The sequence below is a fragment of the Streptomyces sp. B21-105 genome, from assembly GCF_036898465.1.
In the GTDB taxonomy this organism is placed as follows: domain Bacteria; phylum Actinomycetota; class Actinomycetes; order Streptomycetales; family Streptomycetaceae; genus Streptomyces.
Genome location: NZ_JARUMJ010000001.1, coordinates 5441960 through 5459521 on the forward strand (window position 1 = coordinate 5441960; position 17562 = coordinate 5459521).

The 17562-nt window shown below is 70.6% G+C and carries 17 protein-coding genes; 9 read left to right on the forward strand and 8 right to left on the reverse strand.

The window, feature by feature from the left end:
* Window positions 1–236 precede the first annotated feature (236 nt).
* Window positions 237–2162 carry an AMP-dependent synthetase/ligase gene (locus QA802_RS24560; RefSeq protein ID WP_334526610.1) on the forward strand — a complete coding sequence of 642 codons (1926 nt, stop codon included), beginning with the start codon at window positions 237–239 and terminating at the stop codon, window positions 2160–2162.
* A gap of 22 nt (window positions 2163–2184) precedes the next feature.
* Here the strand turns inward: QA802_RS24560 and QA802_RS24565 are convergent, their stop codons facing one another.
* From QA802_RS24565 to QA802_RS24580, 4 genes are all read right to left on the reverse strand, one after another.
* A complete protein-coding gene (locus QA802_RS24565) occupies window positions 2185–2703 on the reverse strand; it encodes a GNAT family N-acetyltransferase (protein ID WP_334526614.1) in 519 nt (172 codons plus the stop codon).
* 9 nt (window positions 2704–2712) lie between these two features.
* Window positions 2713–3222 (reverse strand): hypothetical protein, encoded by a 510-nt coding sequence (locus QA802_RS24570; protein WP_334526616.1) that lies wholly within the window; start codon window positions 3220–3222, stop codon window positions 2713–2715.
* Window positions 3223–3253: 31 nt separating this feature from the next.
* Window positions 3254–3976 (reverse strand): class I SAM-dependent DNA methyltransferase, encoded by a 723-nt coding sequence (locus tag QA802_RS24575; protein WP_334526619.1) that lies wholly within the window; start codon window positions 3974–3976, stop codon window positions 3254–3256.
* 167 nt (window positions 3977–4143) lie between these two features.
* On the reverse strand, window positions 4144–4347 hold the full coding sequence (locus tag QA802_RS24580) for a cold-shock protein (RefSeq protein ID WP_073499902.1): 204 nt from the start codon (window positions 4345–4347) through the stop codon (window positions 4144–4146).
* Between the two features lie 288 nt (window positions 4348–4635).
* Here QA802_RS24580 and QA802_RS24585 point away from each other — a divergent pair, with 288 nt between their 5' ends.
* The 5 genes from QA802_RS24585 to QA802_RS24605 all read left to right on the forward strand — a co-directional run bounded on the left by QA802_RS24585 (window position 4636) and on the right by QA802_RS24605 (window position 10460).
* Window positions 4636–5493: a menaquinone biosynthetic enzyme MqnA/MqnD family protein gene (locus QA802_RS24585; protein ID WP_319164202.1), complete on the forward strand. Its 858-nt coding sequence runs from the start codon at window positions 4636–4638 to the stop codon at window positions 5491–5493.
* 78 nt (window positions 5494–5571) lie between these two features.
* On the forward strand, window positions 5572–7524 hold the full coding sequence (locus QA802_RS24590) for a serine/threonine-protein kinase (protein ID WP_334526627.1): 1953 nt from the start codon (window positions 5572–5574) through the stop codon (window positions 7522–7524).
* Window positions 7525–7628: 104 nt separating this feature from the next.
* A complete protein-coding gene (locus QA802_RS24595) occupies window positions 7629–8504 on the forward strand; it encodes a prepilin peptidase (protein WP_334526630.1) in 876 nt (291 codons plus the stop codon).
* A 73-nt stretch (window positions 8505–8577) separates the two neighbouring features.
* Window positions 8578–9777, forward strand: a complete 1200-nt coding sequence (gene mqnC / locus QA802_RS24600; protein ID WP_334526634.1) for a cyclic dehypoxanthinyl futalosine synthase — start codon at window positions 8578–8580, stop codon at window positions 9775–9777.
* A gap of 20 nt (window positions 9778–9797) precedes the next feature.
* A complete protein-coding gene (locus QA802_RS24605) occupies window positions 9798–10460 on the forward strand; it encodes an amidohydrolase family protein (protein ID WP_334526637.1) in 663 nt (220 codons plus the stop codon).
* A 93-nt stretch (window positions 10461–10553) separates the two neighbouring features.
* On the opposite strand, the gene QA802_RS24610 is transcribed toward QA802_RS24605, so the two are convergent.
* The gene (locus tag QA802_RS24610; RefSeq protein ID WP_334526640.1) at window positions 10554–11609 is read right to left on the reverse strand and encodes a chitinase; all 1056 of its coding nucleotides are present in this window, start codon (window positions 11607–11609) and stop codon (window positions 10554–10556) included.
* 543 nt (window positions 11610–12152) lie between these two features.
* On the opposite strand from QA802_RS24610, the gene QA802_RS24615 reads away from it, so the two are divergent.
* Window positions 12153–12848, forward strand: a complete 696-nt coding sequence (locus QA802_RS24615; protein WP_319164208.1) for a demethylmenaquinone methyltransferase — start codon at window positions 12153–12155, stop codon at window positions 12846–12848.
* Window positions 12849–12863: 15 nt separating this feature from the next.
* Here QA802_RS24615 and QA802_RS24620 read toward each other — a convergent pair whose 3' ends face one another.
* Window positions 12864–13196, reverse strand: coding sequence for a PASTA domain-containing protein (locus QA802_RS24620; RefSeq protein ID WP_334526645.1), 333 nt, complete (start codon window positions 13194–13196; stop codon window positions 12864–12866).
* A 132-nt stretch (window positions 13197–13328) separates the two neighbouring features.
* On the reverse strand, window positions 13329–13835 hold the full coding sequence (locus QA802_RS24625) for a GNAT family N-acetyltransferase (RefSeq protein WP_334526648.1): 507 nt from the start codon (window positions 13833–13835) through the stop codon (window positions 13329–13331).
* 98 nt (window positions 13836–13933) lie between these two features.
* Between QA802_RS24625 and QA802_RS24630 the strand changes: the two genes are divergently transcribed.
* Window positions 13934–15241, forward strand: a complete 1308-nt coding sequence (locus QA802_RS24630) for a geranylgeranyl reductase family protein (RefSeq protein ID WP_306949838.1) — start codon at window positions 13934–13936, stop codon at window positions 15239–15241.
* Between the two features lie 412 nt (window positions 15242–15653).
* Here QA802_RS24630 and QA802_RS24635 read toward each other — a convergent pair whose 3' ends face one another.
* Window positions 15654–16460: a C40 family peptidase gene (locus tag QA802_RS24635; protein ID WP_334526653.1), complete on the reverse strand. Its 807-nt coding sequence runs from the start codon at window positions 16458–16460 to the stop codon at window positions 15654–15656.
* A 742-nt stretch (window positions 16461–17202) separates the two neighbouring features.
* Between QA802_RS24635 and QA802_RS24640 the strand changes: the two genes are divergently transcribed.
* A complete protein-coding gene (locus QA802_RS24640) occupies window positions 17203–17562 on the forward strand; it encodes an NADH-quinone oxidoreductase subunit A (RefSeq protein ID WP_007383963.1) in 360 nt (119 codons plus the stop codon).

The following is a 17562-nucleotide window of genomic DNA, read 5'->3' on the forward strand; positions in this document are numbered from 1 at the left end:
GTCGGGTGAAGCTATGACAAACCTGAAGGTTCCTCAGATAAACCCCGAGATTGCACAACCCCGACCCCGGAACAACCCGGAACACGCACAAGCCCCACATGTGAGCGCCGTACGATCTCCTACCTAACTGGCGGTAACCCCTTTCTTAGGGGGCATCCCGGTTGAACGCGTCGGTGCGCGAAGCACGTACGTCATGCAGCAAGCAGTTTCTTCGCTGCACGCCCAGGGAGCCGCCCGTGTCCACCCCGTACTCAGCCGACGGCTCGGCCTACGCCGACCAAGACGCTCCTCCCGCCCTTGTGGAACCCGAGACGCGACGACTGGACGGCGCGGTACGCGAGGCGTCCCTGCCGGCCCTCGCCCGCCCGGTGACGTACGGCTCGCTCGCCGACCTGCCCTACGACAACGCGGCGGCCGTCCCCGAGTCGGTGGTCCTCAGCCGCCGGGGACCGGACGGACACTGGACCGACATCACGGCGGAACGATTCGCCGCCCAGGTCCACGCCGTGGCCCGCGGGCTGATCGCGGAGGGGCTGGTGCCCGGCGACCGGCTCGCCATCATGTCCCGCACGACCTACGAGTGGACCCTGCTCGACTTCGCGGCCTGGGCGGCAGGCCTGGTCACCGTGCCCGTCTACCCGACGTCATCCGTCTTCCAGACCCGCTGGATCCTCCAGGACTCCGGCGCGGTCGCCCTCGTCACCGAGACCGCGGGCCAGGCGGCGGCCCTCGGCCCCGAGCGCGACCGGCTGCCCGACCTCCAGCACCTGTGGGTCATGGAGAAGGGGCACGTGGACCGGCTGATCGAGGCGGGCGAGCGGATACCGGACGCCGAGGTCGAGATCCGCCGCGGCATGCTCGTCCCCGACACCCTCGCCACCCTCATCTACACCTCCGGCACCACCGGCCGGCCCAAGGGCTGCGCGCTCACCCACGGCAACTTCTTCGCCGAGGTCGACAACGCGATCGAACTCCTCTACCCGGTCTTCAAGGCCAAGAACGACGACGAGCTCTCCGTCCTCCTCTTCCTCCCCATGTCGCACGTCTTCGGCCGCATGGTCGCCATCGCCTGCATCCGCGCCCGCGTCCGCCTGGGCCACGCCCCGAGCCTGAAGGCGGAGCAACTCCTGCCGGACCTGGCGGCCTTCCGGCCCACCTGCCTGCTGGCCATCCCGTACATGCTGGAAAAGATCTTCAACACCGCCCGCGCGAAGGCCGAGGCGGGCGGCAAACTGACCTCCTTCGAGCGGGCCGTGGGTGTGGCCCGCCGCTACGGCGAAGCCGTCGAGGCGCAGAAGACCGGCGCGGGGTCCGGCCCGGCGGCCACCCTGCGCGCCGCCCGCGCCCTCTACGACCCGCTCGTCTACCGCCGTATCCGAGGCGCCATGGGCGGCAGGGTCCGCCACGCCATCTGCGGCGGCTCCCCGCTCGGCCGCCGCCTCTCCGCCTTCTACCTCGGCGCGGGCATCGAGATCTACGAGGGCTACGGCCTGACCGAGACCACGGGCGCGTCCACGGTGACCCCGCCGATGAAACCCCGCCTGGGCACGGTGGGCTGGCCGCTGCCCGGCACGAAGATCCGCATCGCCGCGGACGGCGAGATCCTCATCGCCGGCGACCACGTGCTGCGCGGCTACTGGGACCCGGCGGCCGGCGGAGTGGTCCCCGCCGCCCCCGACGGCTGGCTCCCCACCGGCGACCTCGGCGAACTCGACGACGAGGGCTACCTGACGATCACCGGCCGCAAGAAGGAGATGATCATCACAGCGGGCGGCAAGAGCGTCGCCCCCGCGCCCCTGGAGAACTGGCTGCGCTCGCACCCCCTGATCTCCCAGGCCATGGTCCTCGGCGACGGCCGCCCCTACGTCTCAGCCCTGCTCACCCTCGACCCGGACGGCCTCACCCACTGGCGGCACATGAACGGCAAGCACCCGGTGCCGGCAGAACTGCTCATCGGCGACGAGGAACTGAACGCCGTGCTCCAGCGGGCCGTCGACGAGGCCAACAAGCTGGTCTCCCGGCCCGAGTCGATCCGCCGCTTCGTCATCCTGCCGACCGACTTCACCGAACAGGCCGGCCACCTCACCCCGTCGATGAAACTCCGCCGCGAGGTCGTCCTGCGCGACTTCGCGGACCAGGTGGAGGGCCTGTACGTGAGATGACCCCGCCGGGGCCGCCCCTCGCTCAGGGCGCGTCGCCCCGCAGCACGCTGTAGGACAGGCTGTCGCGCCAGCGTCCGTCCCGGAACAGGACGCTGCGCAACACGCCCTCGCGGGTGAAACCGGCCTTCTCCAGCGCGCGTTGCTCGGCGATGTTCTCCACCTCGGTGTGCGCCTCGATCCGCACGGCGGGCGTGTGCGCGAACAGGTAGCGGGCCAGGAGGCGCTGGGCCTGGGTGCCGACGCCGCGTCCCTGCGCCCGCGGCAGCAGCTGGATGCCTATGTTCCAGTAGGACGAGTGGGGCACGGTGACGATCCTGCGCCAGGCCACGAAGCCGAGCGGTTCCGTGCCGGACGCCACCATCAACTGGCCCCCGTCGACGGAGAGCATGCCGTTCTCGGCCCAGCGGCGCCTCATGCGCCCGGCGTCCGTCCAGCCGAACCAGGAGAACGTGCCGGCCGCCTCGGGGTCGAGCATGAACTGTTCCAGCATCGGCAGATCGTCCTCGCGGACGGGGCGCAGTCGCACGGTGTCATCGATCATTCGGCCACGCTAGCCGTACTCGCCGGCGCGTGTTCCCGCGCGCTGCATCACATACGTGTTCCCGGCGTCGGGGTCGCCGTAGAAGAAGAACAGCACCAGGTTCTCGTGCTCGCCGCGGTCTGCCTGGAAGTGCCAGGTGTAGGCCGAGGGCGCCGCGGGGGACTCCGTGGGGGCCGTCGCGTCGGAGCGGATCGCGACCGCCGTCCGGGAGGTCATGGTGAGATGGACCTCCTGGCCCCCGCTGTCGTCGACGAGCTTCCAGACTCCCGTGCCGGTCACGCGCCAGGCGTCGTCGAAGTCGAAGTCCTCGCCGTCGAGCAGACGGAACTCGGCGGTGCCGTCCGTGTGCAGGGTCAGCCGAGTGCCGTCGACGCACTCCCAGGCACCGGCCGCCTCGACCGCGGTGGCGTCGTGCAGACCGGTGCCGAGGTAGTACTGGGCGGGGCCGCATCCGCTCAGCGAGACCGTCAGAAGGGCGACGGACAGCGCGAACAGCACCCCCCTGAAGGTCCGTTCCATGGGGTCACCCTGGCAGATTTTTTGAACGTGTTCAACTGATTCGGTCGTGAACGGTCCCGGGTTCGGTCTCGGGGGGCCTGCGGGCGATCAGGAACGCCTGGGGGGCCGGCTCGCGGAGGTCCGCGTGCGGCTCCCGCACCGTTTGCGACAGCATGGTGAACCCGGCCGAGGTCAGCAGCCCGGCCATCGCCTCCGGGCGTCGACGCTCGAAGTCGATGGAGACCGGGCGGCCCCATGGGCGGTCGTAGTGCCGGGGCTCGTCGCCGACCTGGAAGGCCAGCAGGAGGTGGCCGCCCGGGGCCAGGACCCGGTGGAACTCGGCGAAGAGGGCCGGCAGTTCGTCCGGCGGGGTGTGGATGGACGAGTAGAAGGAGACGACTCCGGCCAAGGCGCCGTCCGGGAAGTCCAGCTCCAGCATCGAGCCCTGCTCGAAACGGATCCCGGGGTTCTCGCGCCGGGCGATCGCCAGCATCGACTCCGACAGGTCGAGCCCGGACACGTCCAGCCCGAGCGAGGCGAGCCGTGCGGTGGTCCGGCCGGGCCCGCAGCCCAGGTCGGCCACCCGCCCGCCCGCCCCGACGAGCTCGGCGTAGGCGGCGACGAGGGCCCGCTCGAGCGGTCGCGCGGCGAGTTCGTCACGGAACTGCTCGGCGTAGTCCTCGGCGACGGCGTCGTAGAAGGCACGGGTGGTGCTGACGAAGTCGGGGGTGGGGGTGGGGGTGGGCTCGGGTTTCGTGGTGTCGGTGTCGGTCATGGGTGGGGAGCCTAGGAGCGCCGACTGACACCGAAGCGGTTTCGCGCCACTCCCACCGAGGAGTGTGGAAACGGGAGAGGGCCGACGGCAAAGGCAGGAGCCCCGTGCCGAACGGCACAGGGCTCCTTGGGTACTGCTCTCAGACTTGCGATCTCAGGGTGTGAAGATCAGACGGGAGTGACGTTCTCCGCCTGGGGACCCTTCGGGCCCTGCGTCACGTCGAAGGAGACCGCTTGGTTCTCCTCGAGCGAGCGGAAGCCCTGCGCGTTGATCGCGGAGTAGTGGACGAAGACGTCGGGGCCGCCGCCTTCCTGGGCGATGAAGCCAAAGCCCTTTTCGGCGTTGAACCACTTCACGGTTCCGGTAGCCATAAGCCCTCCTTGGGCCCAAAGGGTTGCCCTGCTCCAGAACCCTGCAAGCGTGAAAGCAAGTGCCGCACAACTGCATACGTCTGAAAACGACGAGAGCCCGCGGTTACATGCTCCGCAGGCTCTGTACTGCAAGGGAAACCAAACTGCAACTTGCGGCGAGCCTAGCATGTGGGCAGCCGGATGCAATAGAGGTCAAGATCACGTCACTCGGACGTTTGAAGATCCATGAAGAGGGTTGACTCGGGGGTCGGAGTCCGCAGCGTACCCGACGGGGTCTAGCCTCGCGATGTGGACAATTCTCGCACCCGGCCGCGCGTCGGCCACATCCAGTTCCTCAACTGCCTGCCCCTCTACTGGGGGCTCGCGAGAACCGGCACGCTCCTCGACTTCGACCTGACCAAGGACACCCCGGAGAAGCTCAGCGAGCGGCTGGTGCGGGGCGACCTCGACATCGGGCCCGTGACCCTCGTCGAGTTCCTCAAGAACGCCGACGACCTGGTGGCCTTCCCCGACATCGCCGTGGGCTGCGACGGCCCGGTGATGTCCTGTGTGATCGTCTCGCAGGTCCCGCTGGACCAGCTGGACGGCGCCCGGGTCGCCCTTGGCTCGACCTCCCGGACCTCGGTGCGCCTCGCACAACTGCTCCTGGCCGACCGCTTCGGCGTCCGGCCGGACTACTACACCTGCCCGCCCGACCTCAGCCTGATGATGCAGGAGGCCGAGGCCGCCGTCCTCATCGGCGACGCGGCGCTGCGGGCCAACCTGCTGGACGGACCGCGCTTCGGCCTGGAGGTGCACGACCTCGGCATGCTGTGGAAGGAGTGGACCGGGCTGCCCTTCGTCTTCGCGGTGTGGGCGGCCCGGCGCGACTACCTGGAGCGCGAGCCCGTCCTGACCCGCGAGGTCCACCAGGCCTTCCTCGACTCCCGCAACCTCTCCCTGGAGGAGGTAGCCAAGGTCGCCGAGCAGGCGGCCCGCTGGGAGGAGTTCGACGAAGACGTCCTCGAGCGGTACTTCACCACCCTCGACTTCCGCTTCGGCGCGCCCCAGCTGGAGGCCGTGGCGGAGTTCGCCCGCCGCGTCGGCCCGACCACGGGCTTCCCGGCGGACGTCAGGGTGGAACTGCTCCGGCCCCGATCTGCGTAGTCTCCTACGGAGTCCTGACGGGGGACACGGAGTCCCGGCGCGGACACGGAGTCCTGATGGGGGAGGGGGGTGGCGCCGATGCAGCCGCTCGGAGACGGTGAACCCACGACCGTGGGGCCCTACCGGCTGCTCGGCCGGCTGGGCTCCGGCGGCATGGGCCGGGTCTACCTGGGTCGCAGCGCCGGCGGCCGCACGGTGGCCGTGAAGATCGTGCATCCGCACCTCGCGCTCGACGAGGAGTTTCGGGCCCGCTTCCGGCGCGAGGTCGAGGCCGCGAGGCGGGTCGGCGGGGCGTGGACCGCGCCGGTCCTGGACGCCGACCCGGAGGCGACGGTGCCCTGGGTGGCCACCGGTTACGCGGCCGGACCGTCCCTGGCCGCCGCGGTCGCGTCCGGCGGGGCACTGCCCGAGCACTCCGTGCGCGTGCTGGGCGCCGGCCTGGCGGAGGCCCTCGGCACGGTGCACGAACTGGGCCTGGTGCACCGGGACGTCAAGCCGTCCAACGTCCTGCTGACCGTCGACGGCCCGCTGCTGATCGACTTCGGCATCGCCCGCGCGACCGACGGCACCGCGTCGCTCACCTCGACCGGCGTCTCGGTCGGCTCGCCCGGCTACATGGCCCCGGAACAGATCCTCGCCAGGGGAGCGTCCGGCGCTGCCGACGTCTTCTCCCTCGGCGCGGTGCTGGTCTACGCGGCGACCGGGCAGTCCCCGTTCCCCGGTGACTCGTCGGCCGCGCTCCTTTACAAGGTGGTCCACGAGGAACCGGAACTCGGCGCGCCCGAGGGCGGACTGCGCGGTGAACTGCGGGCGGTCGCCGAGGCGTGCCTCGCCAAGGACCCGGCCGCGCGGCCGTCCCCCGCAGAGGTGGCCCGGCGCCTGGCACCCGACGGCGCGGCCCGGCTGGTGGCGGGCGGCTGGCTGCCGGGAGCGCTGGTGGAACAGCTGGGGCGCAGCGCCGTCCAGTTGCTGAACCTGGAGGGGACGCAGGCCGGCGCGGAGCCCGCAGCGTCCGGTCCGGTGGGGTTCAGCAACGCGGCGATGACGCCGGGGGAGCCCGCGGGAGCGGCCTCGGGCAGAGCCCCGGCAGGCGAGCCGCCGGCCTCGCTGGGCGTGTTCGGACCGCCACCGGTGATGGACGCGATCCCGGCAATCCCGGCGACTCCCGCGACGCCGGCGACCCCCGCGACTCCTGCGGACGGGGTCGACCGCTCGGCTGCCTTGCCCGCGGTCCTGCCCGTGCCCACGCCGAGGGACGCCGGGCCCGCAGCCGCCGAGGCCGAACACTCCGAGCACTCCGAGCGCGCCGAACACTTGGAACACTCCGAACACTCCGAACACTTGGGACGATCCGATGGTCGCGGTCGGCTCTCGGTCACCGTGGCGGGCAGTGCGACGCCGGGTGAGAACGGCCGCGGCCGGCGGTTGAGCTGCACCGTCGCGCTGGCGGTCGCGGGCGCGATGGCGACGGTGACGGTCGGCTCGGTGCTGCTGTTCCGGCTGCTGCCGGGCGACGGCGGCCAGGACACCCAGGCCGGCAGCGACGTGAACTCCCCGGGGCCGACGGCTGCGGCGACCCCGGGCGCCACGGAGGGCGAGACGCCCGCGGCGAGCCCCGGCCCCACCGAAGGGCAGTCGCCCCCGGCGAGCCCCGGAGCCACCGACGGCTCGTCGGCCGCCGCGCTTCCCGCCTGGTACGTCGGCACCTGGGAGGGGCAGGCCAGCGGCCTCGGCGGCGCCCTCCCGATGGGCACGTTCCGGGTGACGGTCCAACGGGCGGTCGTGGGCGGGAAACTGGGGGAGCTGCGGCAGACGGACGTGCTCGGCGGCGTCTGCGTCGACATCCTGACGCTGAAGCAGGTGACGGCGAAGGAGGTCGTCGCCACGTCGGTGGGCGCTGAGGACAACCACGGCGGCTGCAATCCGAAGCCGCACCCGATCCGGCTCACCCCGACCGGTGACGACCTGACCTACGCCTCCGACAGCGCGGCGGAGGGCAACCCGGTCGCACGCATGTCGAGGGTCGAGTAGGGCCACGGGGCGAGGAGAGAGACGGGGGAGGCGGGGCGGGCGGACGGCGTCGTGCTGACGGTTCCGGTGCCCGTGCCCTCCTCCTGTCCCTACGATCTCTGACGATGACCACACCTCCCAGCGACCTGACACTGGCCGCCGTCGCCGCGCTGTGGGGCGCCGTGACAGGGGCGCTGCTGCCGCGCGCCGCCTACCGTTTCTCCGTGCCGCCGGAGGAGGAGCGGGACGAGACGACCGAGGAGCGGGAGGAGACGGCGGGGCAGGAGGAGCAGGAGGAGCAGGAGGAGCAGGAGGCGGGCGGCGGCTGGCGGGCGATCTGCCCGGCCGGGCATCCGATGCGGGGCTGGCTCGGACGCGCACCCTGTCGCCGTTGCGCCGACACCGGCGCACCCGGCGCACCCCGCCCATCCGGCGTACCCGGCACCCCCGCCGAACCCGTCGCGTCCGGCGCCCTTCTCCTCCCCCTCCTGACCGCCCTCGTGTGTGCCGCGCTCGCCGTGGCGACCGGTGTGCGGCCCGAGCTGGCCGTGTGGCTGGCGCTCGCGCCGGTCGGGGTGCTGCTGGCCGTCGTCGACGTGCGGGTGCGCCGGCTGCCCGACCCGCTCACCCTCCCGCTCGCCGTCGCCGCCCTCGCGCTGCTGGGCCTGGCCGCGCTGCTGCCCGAGCACGCCGGGGACTGGACGACGGCCCTGCTGGGCGCGCTCGCCCTCGGCGCCGGCTACCTCGTGCTGCACCTCGTCAACCCCGGCGGCATGGCCTTCGGCGATGTGAAGCTCGCGCTCGGCATGGGCGCCGCCCTAGGCTGGTACGGCTGGCCGACGGTCATGCTGGGCACGTTCGCCGCGTTCCTGTTCGGCGCGCTGTACGGCGGCGTGCTGTTCGTCGTGGGGCGGGCGGGACGCGGGACGCTGATCGCCTTCGGGCCGTTCATGCTCGCGGGGACGCTCGCCGGGCTGCTGGCCGGCGCGTACACGGCCTGAGGTCGGGGCGTCGGGAGGGCTGGCGTAGGCTGACTTGGTCTGTCCACAACCCTTGACGAAAGGGACGCTCCCGGTGACCGAGAAGGCCGACCTTCAGTCCGTCCTCGACCGTGCCGCCGCCGGTGGGCGGATCACCCCCGAAGAGGCCCTCGACCTCTACCGCGACGCCCCGCTGCACGCGCTGGGCGCCGCCGCCGACGCTGTACGCCGTCGTCTGTACGCGGGGACCGAGCACATCGCGACGTACATCATCGAGCGGAACATCAACTACACGAACGTGTGCGTCACGGCGTGCAAGTTCTGCGCCTTCTACGCGGCCCCCAAGGACAAGGCCAAGGGCTGGACCCGCGACCTCGACGACATCCTGCGCCGCTGCGCGGAGACCGTCGAACTCGGCGGCACCCAGATCATGTTCCAGGGCGGCCACCACCCGGACTTCGGCGTCGAGTACTACGAAGAGCACTTCGCCGCCATCAAGAAGGCGTTCCCGCAGCTGGTGATCCACTCGCTGGGCGCGTCCGAGGTCGAGCACATGGCGCGGATCTCGAAGGTGAGCGTGGAGGAGGCGATCACCCGGATCCACGCGGCGGGCCTCGACTCCTTCGCGGGCGCGGGCGCCGAGCTGCTGCCCGCCCGGCCGCGCAAGGCGATCGCCCCGCTCAAGGAGTCGGGCGAGCGCTGGCTGGAGATCATGGAGACCGCGCACGGGCTGGGCGTCGAGTCGACGTCCACCATGCTGATGGGCACCGGCGAGACCAACGCCGAGCGCATCGAGCACCTGCGGATGATCCGTGACGTGCAGGACCGCACCGGCGGCTTCCGCGCCTTCATCCCGTACACGTACCAGCCCGAGAACAACCACCTGAAGGGCCGCACCCAGACGACCCTCTTCGAGTACCTGCGGATCATCGCGGTCGCCCGTCTCTTCCTCGACAACGTCCGGCACATCCAGGGCTCCTGGCTGACGACGGGCAAGGAGGTCGGCCAGCTCTCCCTGCACTACGGCGCCGACGACCTCGGCTCGATCATGCTGGAGGAGAACGTGGTCTCCTCGGCCGGCGCCAAGCACCGCTCCAACCGCCTCGAGATCATCGACCTGATCAGGAAGGCCGACCGCGTCCCGGCGCAGCGCGCCACGACGTACGAGCACCTCGTCGTGCACGACGACCCGGCGAACGACCCGGTCGACGAGCGGGTCGTGTCCCACATCTCGTCCACGGCGATCGAGGGCGGCACGGCCCACCCCGAGCTGAAGCTGCTGGCGTCCAACTAGCCGCCGCACCGGCCTTTCGCATGCTGACGATTCACGCCGCGCCCCTGGTCCTGCCGGTCGGCGCGGTGCCCCTCCCGGACGGCGCCGTCGCCGTGGACGGCGGCCGGATCGCGGCCCTCGGTCCGTACGACGAGGTCGCCGCCGCGGCCCCCGGGGCACGTGTCCGGCGCTGGCCCGGCGTCCTCACCCCCGGACTGCGCCAGTGGCACGGCCTGTGGCTGCTGCGCCGCTGCTACCACCCCGACCCGCGCGAGTACGACGAACTCGGCGAACTCCCGCTGTGGGGCGAGCGCTTGGCAGCCCTGGACCTGACCGAGACCCGCTGGTCGGGCAGTGTCCGCCGCGGCCTCCAGCGGATGCTGAGCCACGGGACCACGGCATTGGCCTCTCCCGGCGCCCGCTTCACCGACCCCCTGGTGGCGCGGGCCGTGGCCCGCTCCGGCCTGCGGGTCGTCCCGGTCACCGGCGCTCCCGGCGGGATGCTCCTGGGCGACCACCCCGACCTGGACCCCTTCTCCGAGGGGTTCGACCTGGCGGGCACGGTCCACGGACCCCTGGAGGTGGGCGCCCGAGCCGACCTGGCGGTCTTCGACGCGGAGGACGAGGCGATTCTGGCGGCGAAGGGCGCGTCCACCTGCGTGGCCACGGTGATCGAGGGCAGGCTGCTGTACCGGTCCAGGTGAGTCCCCGAAGGGGTGCGGGGAACCGCGCGACCAGCCACAACGCACCTGCACCGGCGCACCGCAGACCCTCGGCGCACTACGGACCCCCGCCCCCTACCCCGAGAAGGCATCCGCGAAGGCCCCCGAACTCTGCGACACCCCACTGCAATTGCTCAGCGCGTCATCCCTGTCCGTCCCGGCGGCGCACTGCCGGTCCCGGAACGTCGCCCACATCGACACCCAGGCGATGCCCTTCTCCTCGGCGAACGTCCGCACCTGGACCGCGTCGGCGAGCGTGAACGTCTCGTTGGCGACGTCGTTCGTGCCGATCATCGACGTCAGCGCCATTCCCCGCCACGCGGTCGAATCGTCCGTCCCGAAGACCTTCTTCAGCTGGGCCTGCGCGGCCGTCGCCGAAGTGATCGCGTATCCGCCCATGTCACCGGAGTGCGACTCGCTGTAATTCATCGTCATGAGGTTGACGGTGGAGACCTGGACGTCGTATTTGTTCGCGGACGCCAGCAGCGCCAAGCCGTCGGAATCCAGCCCCGAGGGCATCACCGGAAGCGTGAAGGTGACCTCCAGACCGGGGCGCTCCTTCTGCAGTGCCGCGATCGCCGCGGAGCGCCTGGCGACCGAGCCGGAGTCGGTCAGTTCGTCGCCCTCGACGTCGAAGTCGGCCTGTGTGGAGCCGGCCGCGTCGAGCGCGTCGCCGTACGCCTTCGCGAGGGCCGACGCGCTGTCGCACGCCGCCGCGAGTTCCGTGCCGGAGGCTCCGCCGAAGGAGACGCGCACCGTGGAGCCCGTCTTCGTCAGCGCCGAGATACGGGACTTCACCGCCTTGTCCCGGATCGCGTCGACGCCGTTCCACTTCGGCGTGCAGTCGCGGCCGTCGGCGATGACGAACGCCAGGTTGTACGTCGTCGGGGCGCCGGCGGAATCGTTGCCGGAAGCCTCGACCGCGCTCACGTAGGGCGCGTAGCCGGTGCCGGTGCCGGACGCCTCGGCGCTCGTCCACCGCGAGGCGCTCGCGGACGGTCCGTCGGCCCGGCCGGTGCCACCGTGTGCCGCGGCCGACGGGTCGCCGGAATCCGCGGAGCATCCCGCCAACGCCAGGGCGGCGAACAGGCAGGCGACCCCGGCCGTCGGCAGCACCAGGAGACTCCTCATTGCGCAAGCACCCGCTTTCTTGATTTCTGCCTGGGACGGAAACAATGTGCGTTCCCGAATTGGGAATGTCTCACATCTGGGCGGATCGCGCGGGAACAGTGGGCACACAGTCAGTTCAGGGATGCAGGCGCGCAAACATGATATTCATCCGACCAAAAGGGGTCATCAACCCTCCCATGAAGGATCGGGGTTGCGCAGAGATTTCATATTTCTCTCAGGTGGGTGACAGGCTCGGGTGCTTCTCATGGGTCTCTCATATGCGGCGCAGAGTTTGCCCCGCATAATGGCTCCCTGATATCCGGTGAATGCAATCCGAGCCTGCCGTCGAAATCCGTGCCGCCGCTCGCGGCAACCGTCGCAGCCGCAAACGTGACGACGCCTCAGCCGACTTCGGCATCGGATTCGCCGGCTGATCGGCGTCTTCGTGCTGCTGTGCGGATGGGCCGAGGACGTGGCGGCGCACACGAAGCCGAGGCTCCTGACGTGAGCCGACGCGAGGCTCCTGCCGTGAGCCGACGGGGGAGGGGCTGACACAATGACCGGGTGACCCGTGCTTCCCTGAACAAGCAGCCCCACGAAGTCGCCTCGATGTTCGACCGCGTGGCGGAACGGTACGACCTGACCAACGACGTCCTGTCGCTCGGACAGGACCGGCGGTGGCGCAAGGAGGTCGCGAAGGCGGTCGACGCCCGCCCGGCGCAGAAGGTCCTGGACCTCGCCGCCGGCACGGCCACCTCCTCCCTCCCGTTCGCGCAGACCGGCGCCTACGTCGTCCCCTGCGACTTCTCCCTCGGCATGCTCCAGGTCGGCAAGAGGAACCACGCCTGGCTGCCGTTCACCGCCGGGGACGCGACGAAGCTGCCCTTCAAGGACGACTCGTTCGACGCCGTCACCATCTCCTTCGGCCTGCGCAACGTGCAGGACTTCGACGCGGCCCTGCGCGAGATGCACCGGGTGACCAGGCCCGGCGGGCGCGTCGTGATCTGCGAGTTCTCGCACCCCACCTGGGCGCCCTTCCGCACCGTCTACACCGAGTACCTGATGCGCGCCCTGCCCCCCGTCGCCCGCGCGGTCTCCTCGAACCCGGACGCCTACGTCTACCTCGCCGAATCCATCCGCGCCTGGCCCGACCAGGCCGCCCTCGCCGAGCACCTGCGCAAGGCGGGCTGGTCGAAGGTCGCCTGGCGGAACCTGACGGGCGGCGTGGTGACCCTGCACCGGGGCTTCAAAGAGGCGTGAGGACCACCATCGCTGTCACCCGGTGACAGCCGTCATCGGGTGATCGCCTGCGAGGGGGTCCTTCGGCCGGTCCAGCTCGCGCTCCAGGCCGCCCCCGCCCGGTCGCGGCACGCGCGGTTCGCGCACACCCGCGCCTCCGCCGCCCTCCCCTTCGCGGAACTCGAACCACACCGTGACGACCGCGCCCAGCGGCACCTCGACACCGGGTGGCGGGTACTGCCGTACGACGTAGTCGACGACCGCGCGGTGGAAGTCGGGCCGGTCCGGTGCGGCCAGCAGCACACCCCGCGCCGCAGCCGCCTCGCGCGCGTCGACGGCCATCAGGCCGACGAACCTGGGCACGCGCACTTCGGGTGTTTTGGGTGGTATGAGCACAGATGTCACCCCCAGCGGTACTGGAAGGGTAACCGCCCGGGGGTGCTGTCCGGAAGCGTCAGGTGTCTTTCCGTAGTCGACGACCACATGGAGTCACCGAAATCGTCACCAGGCCAGGCGGTAGCAGCGCGCCTGCCGCGTCGACCCGGGCCTCGGGTACACCTCCGCGAGCCGCATCCCCAGCCGCTCGGCGACGGCGATGGACCGCTTGTTGGCCGCGTCGACCATGGCCACCACCTCCGGCACCCCGGCCGCCCGCACCCGCTCCAGCGTCGTCCGGGCGGCCACCGTCGCATACCCGCGACCCCAGTGCTCCCGCCCGAGCCGCCACCCGATCTCGATCTCGCCCCGGGGACCCCAATCCCGCGGCCACGGCTGGGCGCCGGTGAAGCCGATGACCCGGTCGTCCGCGTCCAGCATCGTCCACAGGCAGAAGCCGTACTCGGCGTCGTGCCGGCGCTGGCGGGCGGTGAGCTCCTCGTAGACCGAGAGCTCCGCGGATCTCCCGCCGTGGAACTCCATGACGTCCGGATCGTCGAAGGCCCGGTGCCAGGCGACCGCGTCCTCGTCCGTGGGGACGCGCAGCCGTACTACGGGGAGAGCTCGGTTCACGGGGCAGCCCCTTCAGCCAGGTGATCAATTCTGCTGAATAGACTGCCCGTGTCCAGTGCCGGTCGGCACGCAGATTCCGAACTTGGGGAGATCCCGCCGTGACCGCCGTGACCGAGCCCCACTCCGAGCCCTTCACCGCGAACACCGCCGACGTCATCGTCGTCGGCGCGGGACCGGCCGGCTCCACGACCGCCTACTACCTCGCCAAGGCCGGACTCGACGTACTCCTCCTCGAGAAGACCGAGTTCCCCCGCGAGAAGGTCTGCGGCGACGGACTCACCCCGCGCGCCACCAAGCAGCTGGTGGCCATGGGCATCGACATCTCCGAGGAGGCAGGCTGGCTGCGCAACAAGGGCCTGCGCATCATCGGCGGCGGCGTCCGCCTCCAGCTGGACTGGCCCGATCTGGCCTCCTTTCCCGACTACGGGCTCGTCCGCAAGCGTGACGACTTCGACGAGCAGCTCGCCCGCCAGGCCCAGAAGGCGGGCGCCCGCCTCCACGAGCGCTGCAACGTCGGCGCCCCGATCGTCGACGACCGCACCGGCCGCATCACCGGCGTGCACGCCAAGCTGGGGGAGGAGAAGCGCGAAGTCACCTTCCACGCCCCGCTCGTGGTCGCCGCCGACGGCAACTCCACCCGTCTCTCGCTGGCGATGGGCCTGCACCGCCGCGAGGACCGCCCCATGGGCGTGGCCGTCCGCACCTACTTCACCTCCCCGCGCCACGAGGACGACTACCTGGAGTCCTGGCTGGAGCTGTGGGACCGCCGCGGTCCCGGCGAGGACCGACTGCTGCCCGGCTACGGCTGGATCTTCGGCATGGGCGACGGGACGTCGAACGTCGGCCTCGGCGTGCTCAACACCTCCGACTCCTTCAAGGAGCTGGACTGGCGCGAGGTCCTCAAGGCCTGGTGCGCGTCCATGCCGGAGGACTGGGGCTACACCCCCGAAAACATGACCGGCCCGATCCGCGGCGCCGCCCTCCCCATGGCCTTCAACCGCAAGCCCCACTACACCAAGGGCCTGCTGCTGGTCGGCGACGCCGGGGGCCTGGTGAACCCGTTCAACGGCGAGGGCATCGCCTACGCCATGGAGTCGGGGCAGCTCGCCGCCGACGTCATCGTGCAGGCCCACGCCCGCGCCACCCCCGGCCAGCGCGAACTCGCCCTGCAGCGGTACCCGCAGATCCTCGCGGACACCTACGGCGGCTACTACACGCTCGGCCGCGCCTTCGTGAAGCTCATCGGCAACCCGAAGGTCATGAAGATCGCGGCCCAGCGCGGCCTGACCCACCCGATGCTGATGAAGTTCACGCTGAAGATGCTCGCCAACCTGACGGACCCCACGGGCGGCGACGCGATGGACCGCATCATCAACGGCCTGAGCAAGGTGGCTCCCAAGGCCTGACCCGACCGGTGAGCCCGGCGGGCCCGCCCACGCGGTGAGGGCCCGCCGTTCGGCGGCCGACGCGCGAAGACTGCTTCCCGCCGGTCGGCCCGATGATGAAGTGCCCGACATGTCGGGCATCTTCGCCCCTGTGTCGGGCGTGAACGAACAGCCGCAGCCCGACGGCCGCTGGGCGGCCGGCGAGACCTGCCTTCGCGGTGGCGCACGGTGACGAGCCGCCCGCCCGCCCCGCGTCAGGGCCGAGCACGCCCGAAGAGCCCGAAGGGTCAGGAAAGCCCGGAGGGCCAGGAACGCCCGAAGGGTCCGGAACGCCCGGAGAGTCGGAGTGCCGGAGAGAGCCCGAAGGGCCGCTGCCCCCGAGCGGCTGCGGCCCTTGCGTGCGTGAGGCGCTTTCAGAGGCGCCCGGGGGCGGTCAGAGGACCCTCACCGCACCGCTCGGCGGGTCGTACGACAGAGGCTTCTCGGCCACGCCGGTGGACGGGTTCTGCGCACCGACGAACATGCCGTCGCCGACGTAGACCGCCACGTGGTAAGCGCTGCCCGCTTTGCCCCAGTAGAGGATGTCGCCGGGCTGCAGGTTGTCCAGGGACACCTGGGTGCCGACGGTCGACTGGTCCTGCGAGACGCGCGGCAGGTCGATGCCGACCTGCTTGAAGGCGGTCTGCATCAGGCCCGAGCAGTCCCAGGAGTTGGGGCCGGTTCCGCCGGAGACGTAGGCGTCACCGATCTGCGCCTTCACGAAGGCGATGACGGCCGCGGCCGAACCGGTCGCCGTGGAGCCGCTCGTGCTGCTGTAGCTGCTGCCGCTGCTCGCCGTCGTGGAGAGCGTGGTCCGCTCCGCGTTGCGCGTGGCACGCTCGGCGGCGGCCTTACGGGCGGCCTCGGCCTTCTTCTTCGCCGCGGCCTTGGCGTCGGCGAGGTCCTTCTTGGCCTCCTTGGCTGCGGCCGCGGCGGCCGCGTCACGCTCGGCGTGCAGCTGGTAGTTCGCCGCGGCCTGCTGCGTGGCCTGGGCGGACTGCGCGACCTGGGCGGCCAGGTCGCCGGTGAGCACGGGCAGTTCGAGCGTCTGCGTCACCGGCTCGGCGGCGTTGGCCGAGCCGGCTGCTGTGCCGACGGCCAGCGTGCCGAGAACACCACTGGCGACTCCGGCCCGCATCGCGATCGTCGACGCGCTGCGGCGGGGTTTCCGGTGGCTGCGTATGTGAGCGGTGAGGGACATGGGTACAACCGGTATCAGGGGCTCCTCCATACCTTCAAGAAACGTGTGCTGCGCCACAGTTGTTCAACGGACGCCCCAAATTCCCCGCCTCGGGTTCTTTATTGACGCCGTAACGGACATTGCGGACGCACGTGATCAAGCCTGTGATCATGGTGTTTCGTATTTACGCCCGAATTGCCCCGCGCCTACCATCGGTCGCGACAGTTGGCCAAGCCCCGCTCCTGAGCGCCCCTCGCGGATGTGGCGGAGGTCACGGAACGGTTACCGAGACGGCTGCGTCTCGCGCCTGGCGGCAGGACGGCTTCCGCTCGTGAACGCGTGCACACGTCCACATCCGGCCCGACCCTCCCTCTGATGTGTGAACGCGGTCCTCTATCAGCACTCTGCATCCATCTCCAATTTGCATGCAAGGGAAGCTTCTTGATATGGAGACGCCTCTGCGGCCTGCGGTGACGAGCGTAAATGTCACTTCTTGTGATCACTCTGACGCTTCGCGTGCGAAGATCACCGCTGATACGATTTCATGATCGTTCGTCAGGTGGTGGAGATCACAAAGCTTGTGTAATACCCCGTGTCGCAGATCACAGAGCGGCGGGCATAGGATGCGAGGCAGTTGGGCTTGTGACCTGCTTCACATGTTCGCGATCTTCGTCTGGACGGGCGGTGTTCGCGGGCCTGCGGGCCAGGTGGGAGTCCGATGTCATCGCCAGCAGTCAGTGCCGACTGAGAGGAGCGAGGAGCGGTGAACGCGTATGCGCCCATCCTCGTACTGGGAGCCCTCGGGGCAGGCTTTGCGATCTTCTCCGTGGTCATGGCCACGCTGATCGGGCCGAAGCGGTACAACCGCGCCAAGCTCGAGGCCTATGAGTGCGGTATCGAGCCGACCCCCACGCCGGCCGGCGGCGGGCGCTTCCCCATCAAGTACTACCTGACGGCGATGCTCTTCATCGTCTTCGACATCGAGATCGTCTTCCTCTACCCCTGGGCCGTCACCTTCGACGCCCTGGGTGTCTTCGGGCTCGTGGAGATGCTGCTCTTCGTGCTCACCGTCTTCGTGGCGTACGCGTACGTGTGGCGCCGCGGCGGCCTGGAATGGGACTGA

Coding starts and splice junctions, on each gene's coding strand:
- QA802_RS24565 (WP_334526614.1), bottom strand. CDS start 2,703: ATGATCGATGACACCGTGCGACTGCGCCCCGTCCGCGAGGACGATCTG.
- QA802_RS24570 (WP_334526616.1), bottom strand. CDS start 3,222: ATGGAACGGACCTTCAGGGGGGTGCTGTTCGCGCTGTCCGTCGCCCTT.
- QA802_RS24575 (WP_334526619.1), bottom strand. CDS start 3,976: ATGACCGACACCGACACCACGAAACCCGAGCCCACCCCCACCCCCACC.
- QA802_RS24580 (WP_073499902.1), bottom strand. CDS start 4,347: ATGGCTACCGGAACCGTGAAGTGGTTCAACGCCGAAAAGGGCTTTGGC.
- QA802_RS24590 (WP_334526627.1), top strand. CDS start 5,572: ATGCAGCCGCTCGGAGACGGTGAACCCACGACCGTGGGGCCCTACCGG.
- QA802_RS24595 (WP_334526630.1), top strand. CDS start 7,629: ATGACCACACCTCCCAGCGACCTGACACTGGCCGCCGTCGCCGCGCTG.
- QA802_RS24605 (WP_334526637.1), top strand. CDS start 9,798: ATGCTGACGATTCACGCCGCGCCCCTGGTCCTGCCGGTCGGCGCGGTG.
- QA802_RS24610 (WP_334526640.1), bottom strand. CDS start 11,609: ATGAGGAGTCTCCTGGTGCTGCCGACGGCCGGGGTCGCCTGCCTGTTC.
- QA802_RS24635 (WP_334526653.1), bottom strand. CDS start 16,460: ATGTCCCTCACCGCTCACATACGCAGCCACCGGAAACCCCGCCGCAGC.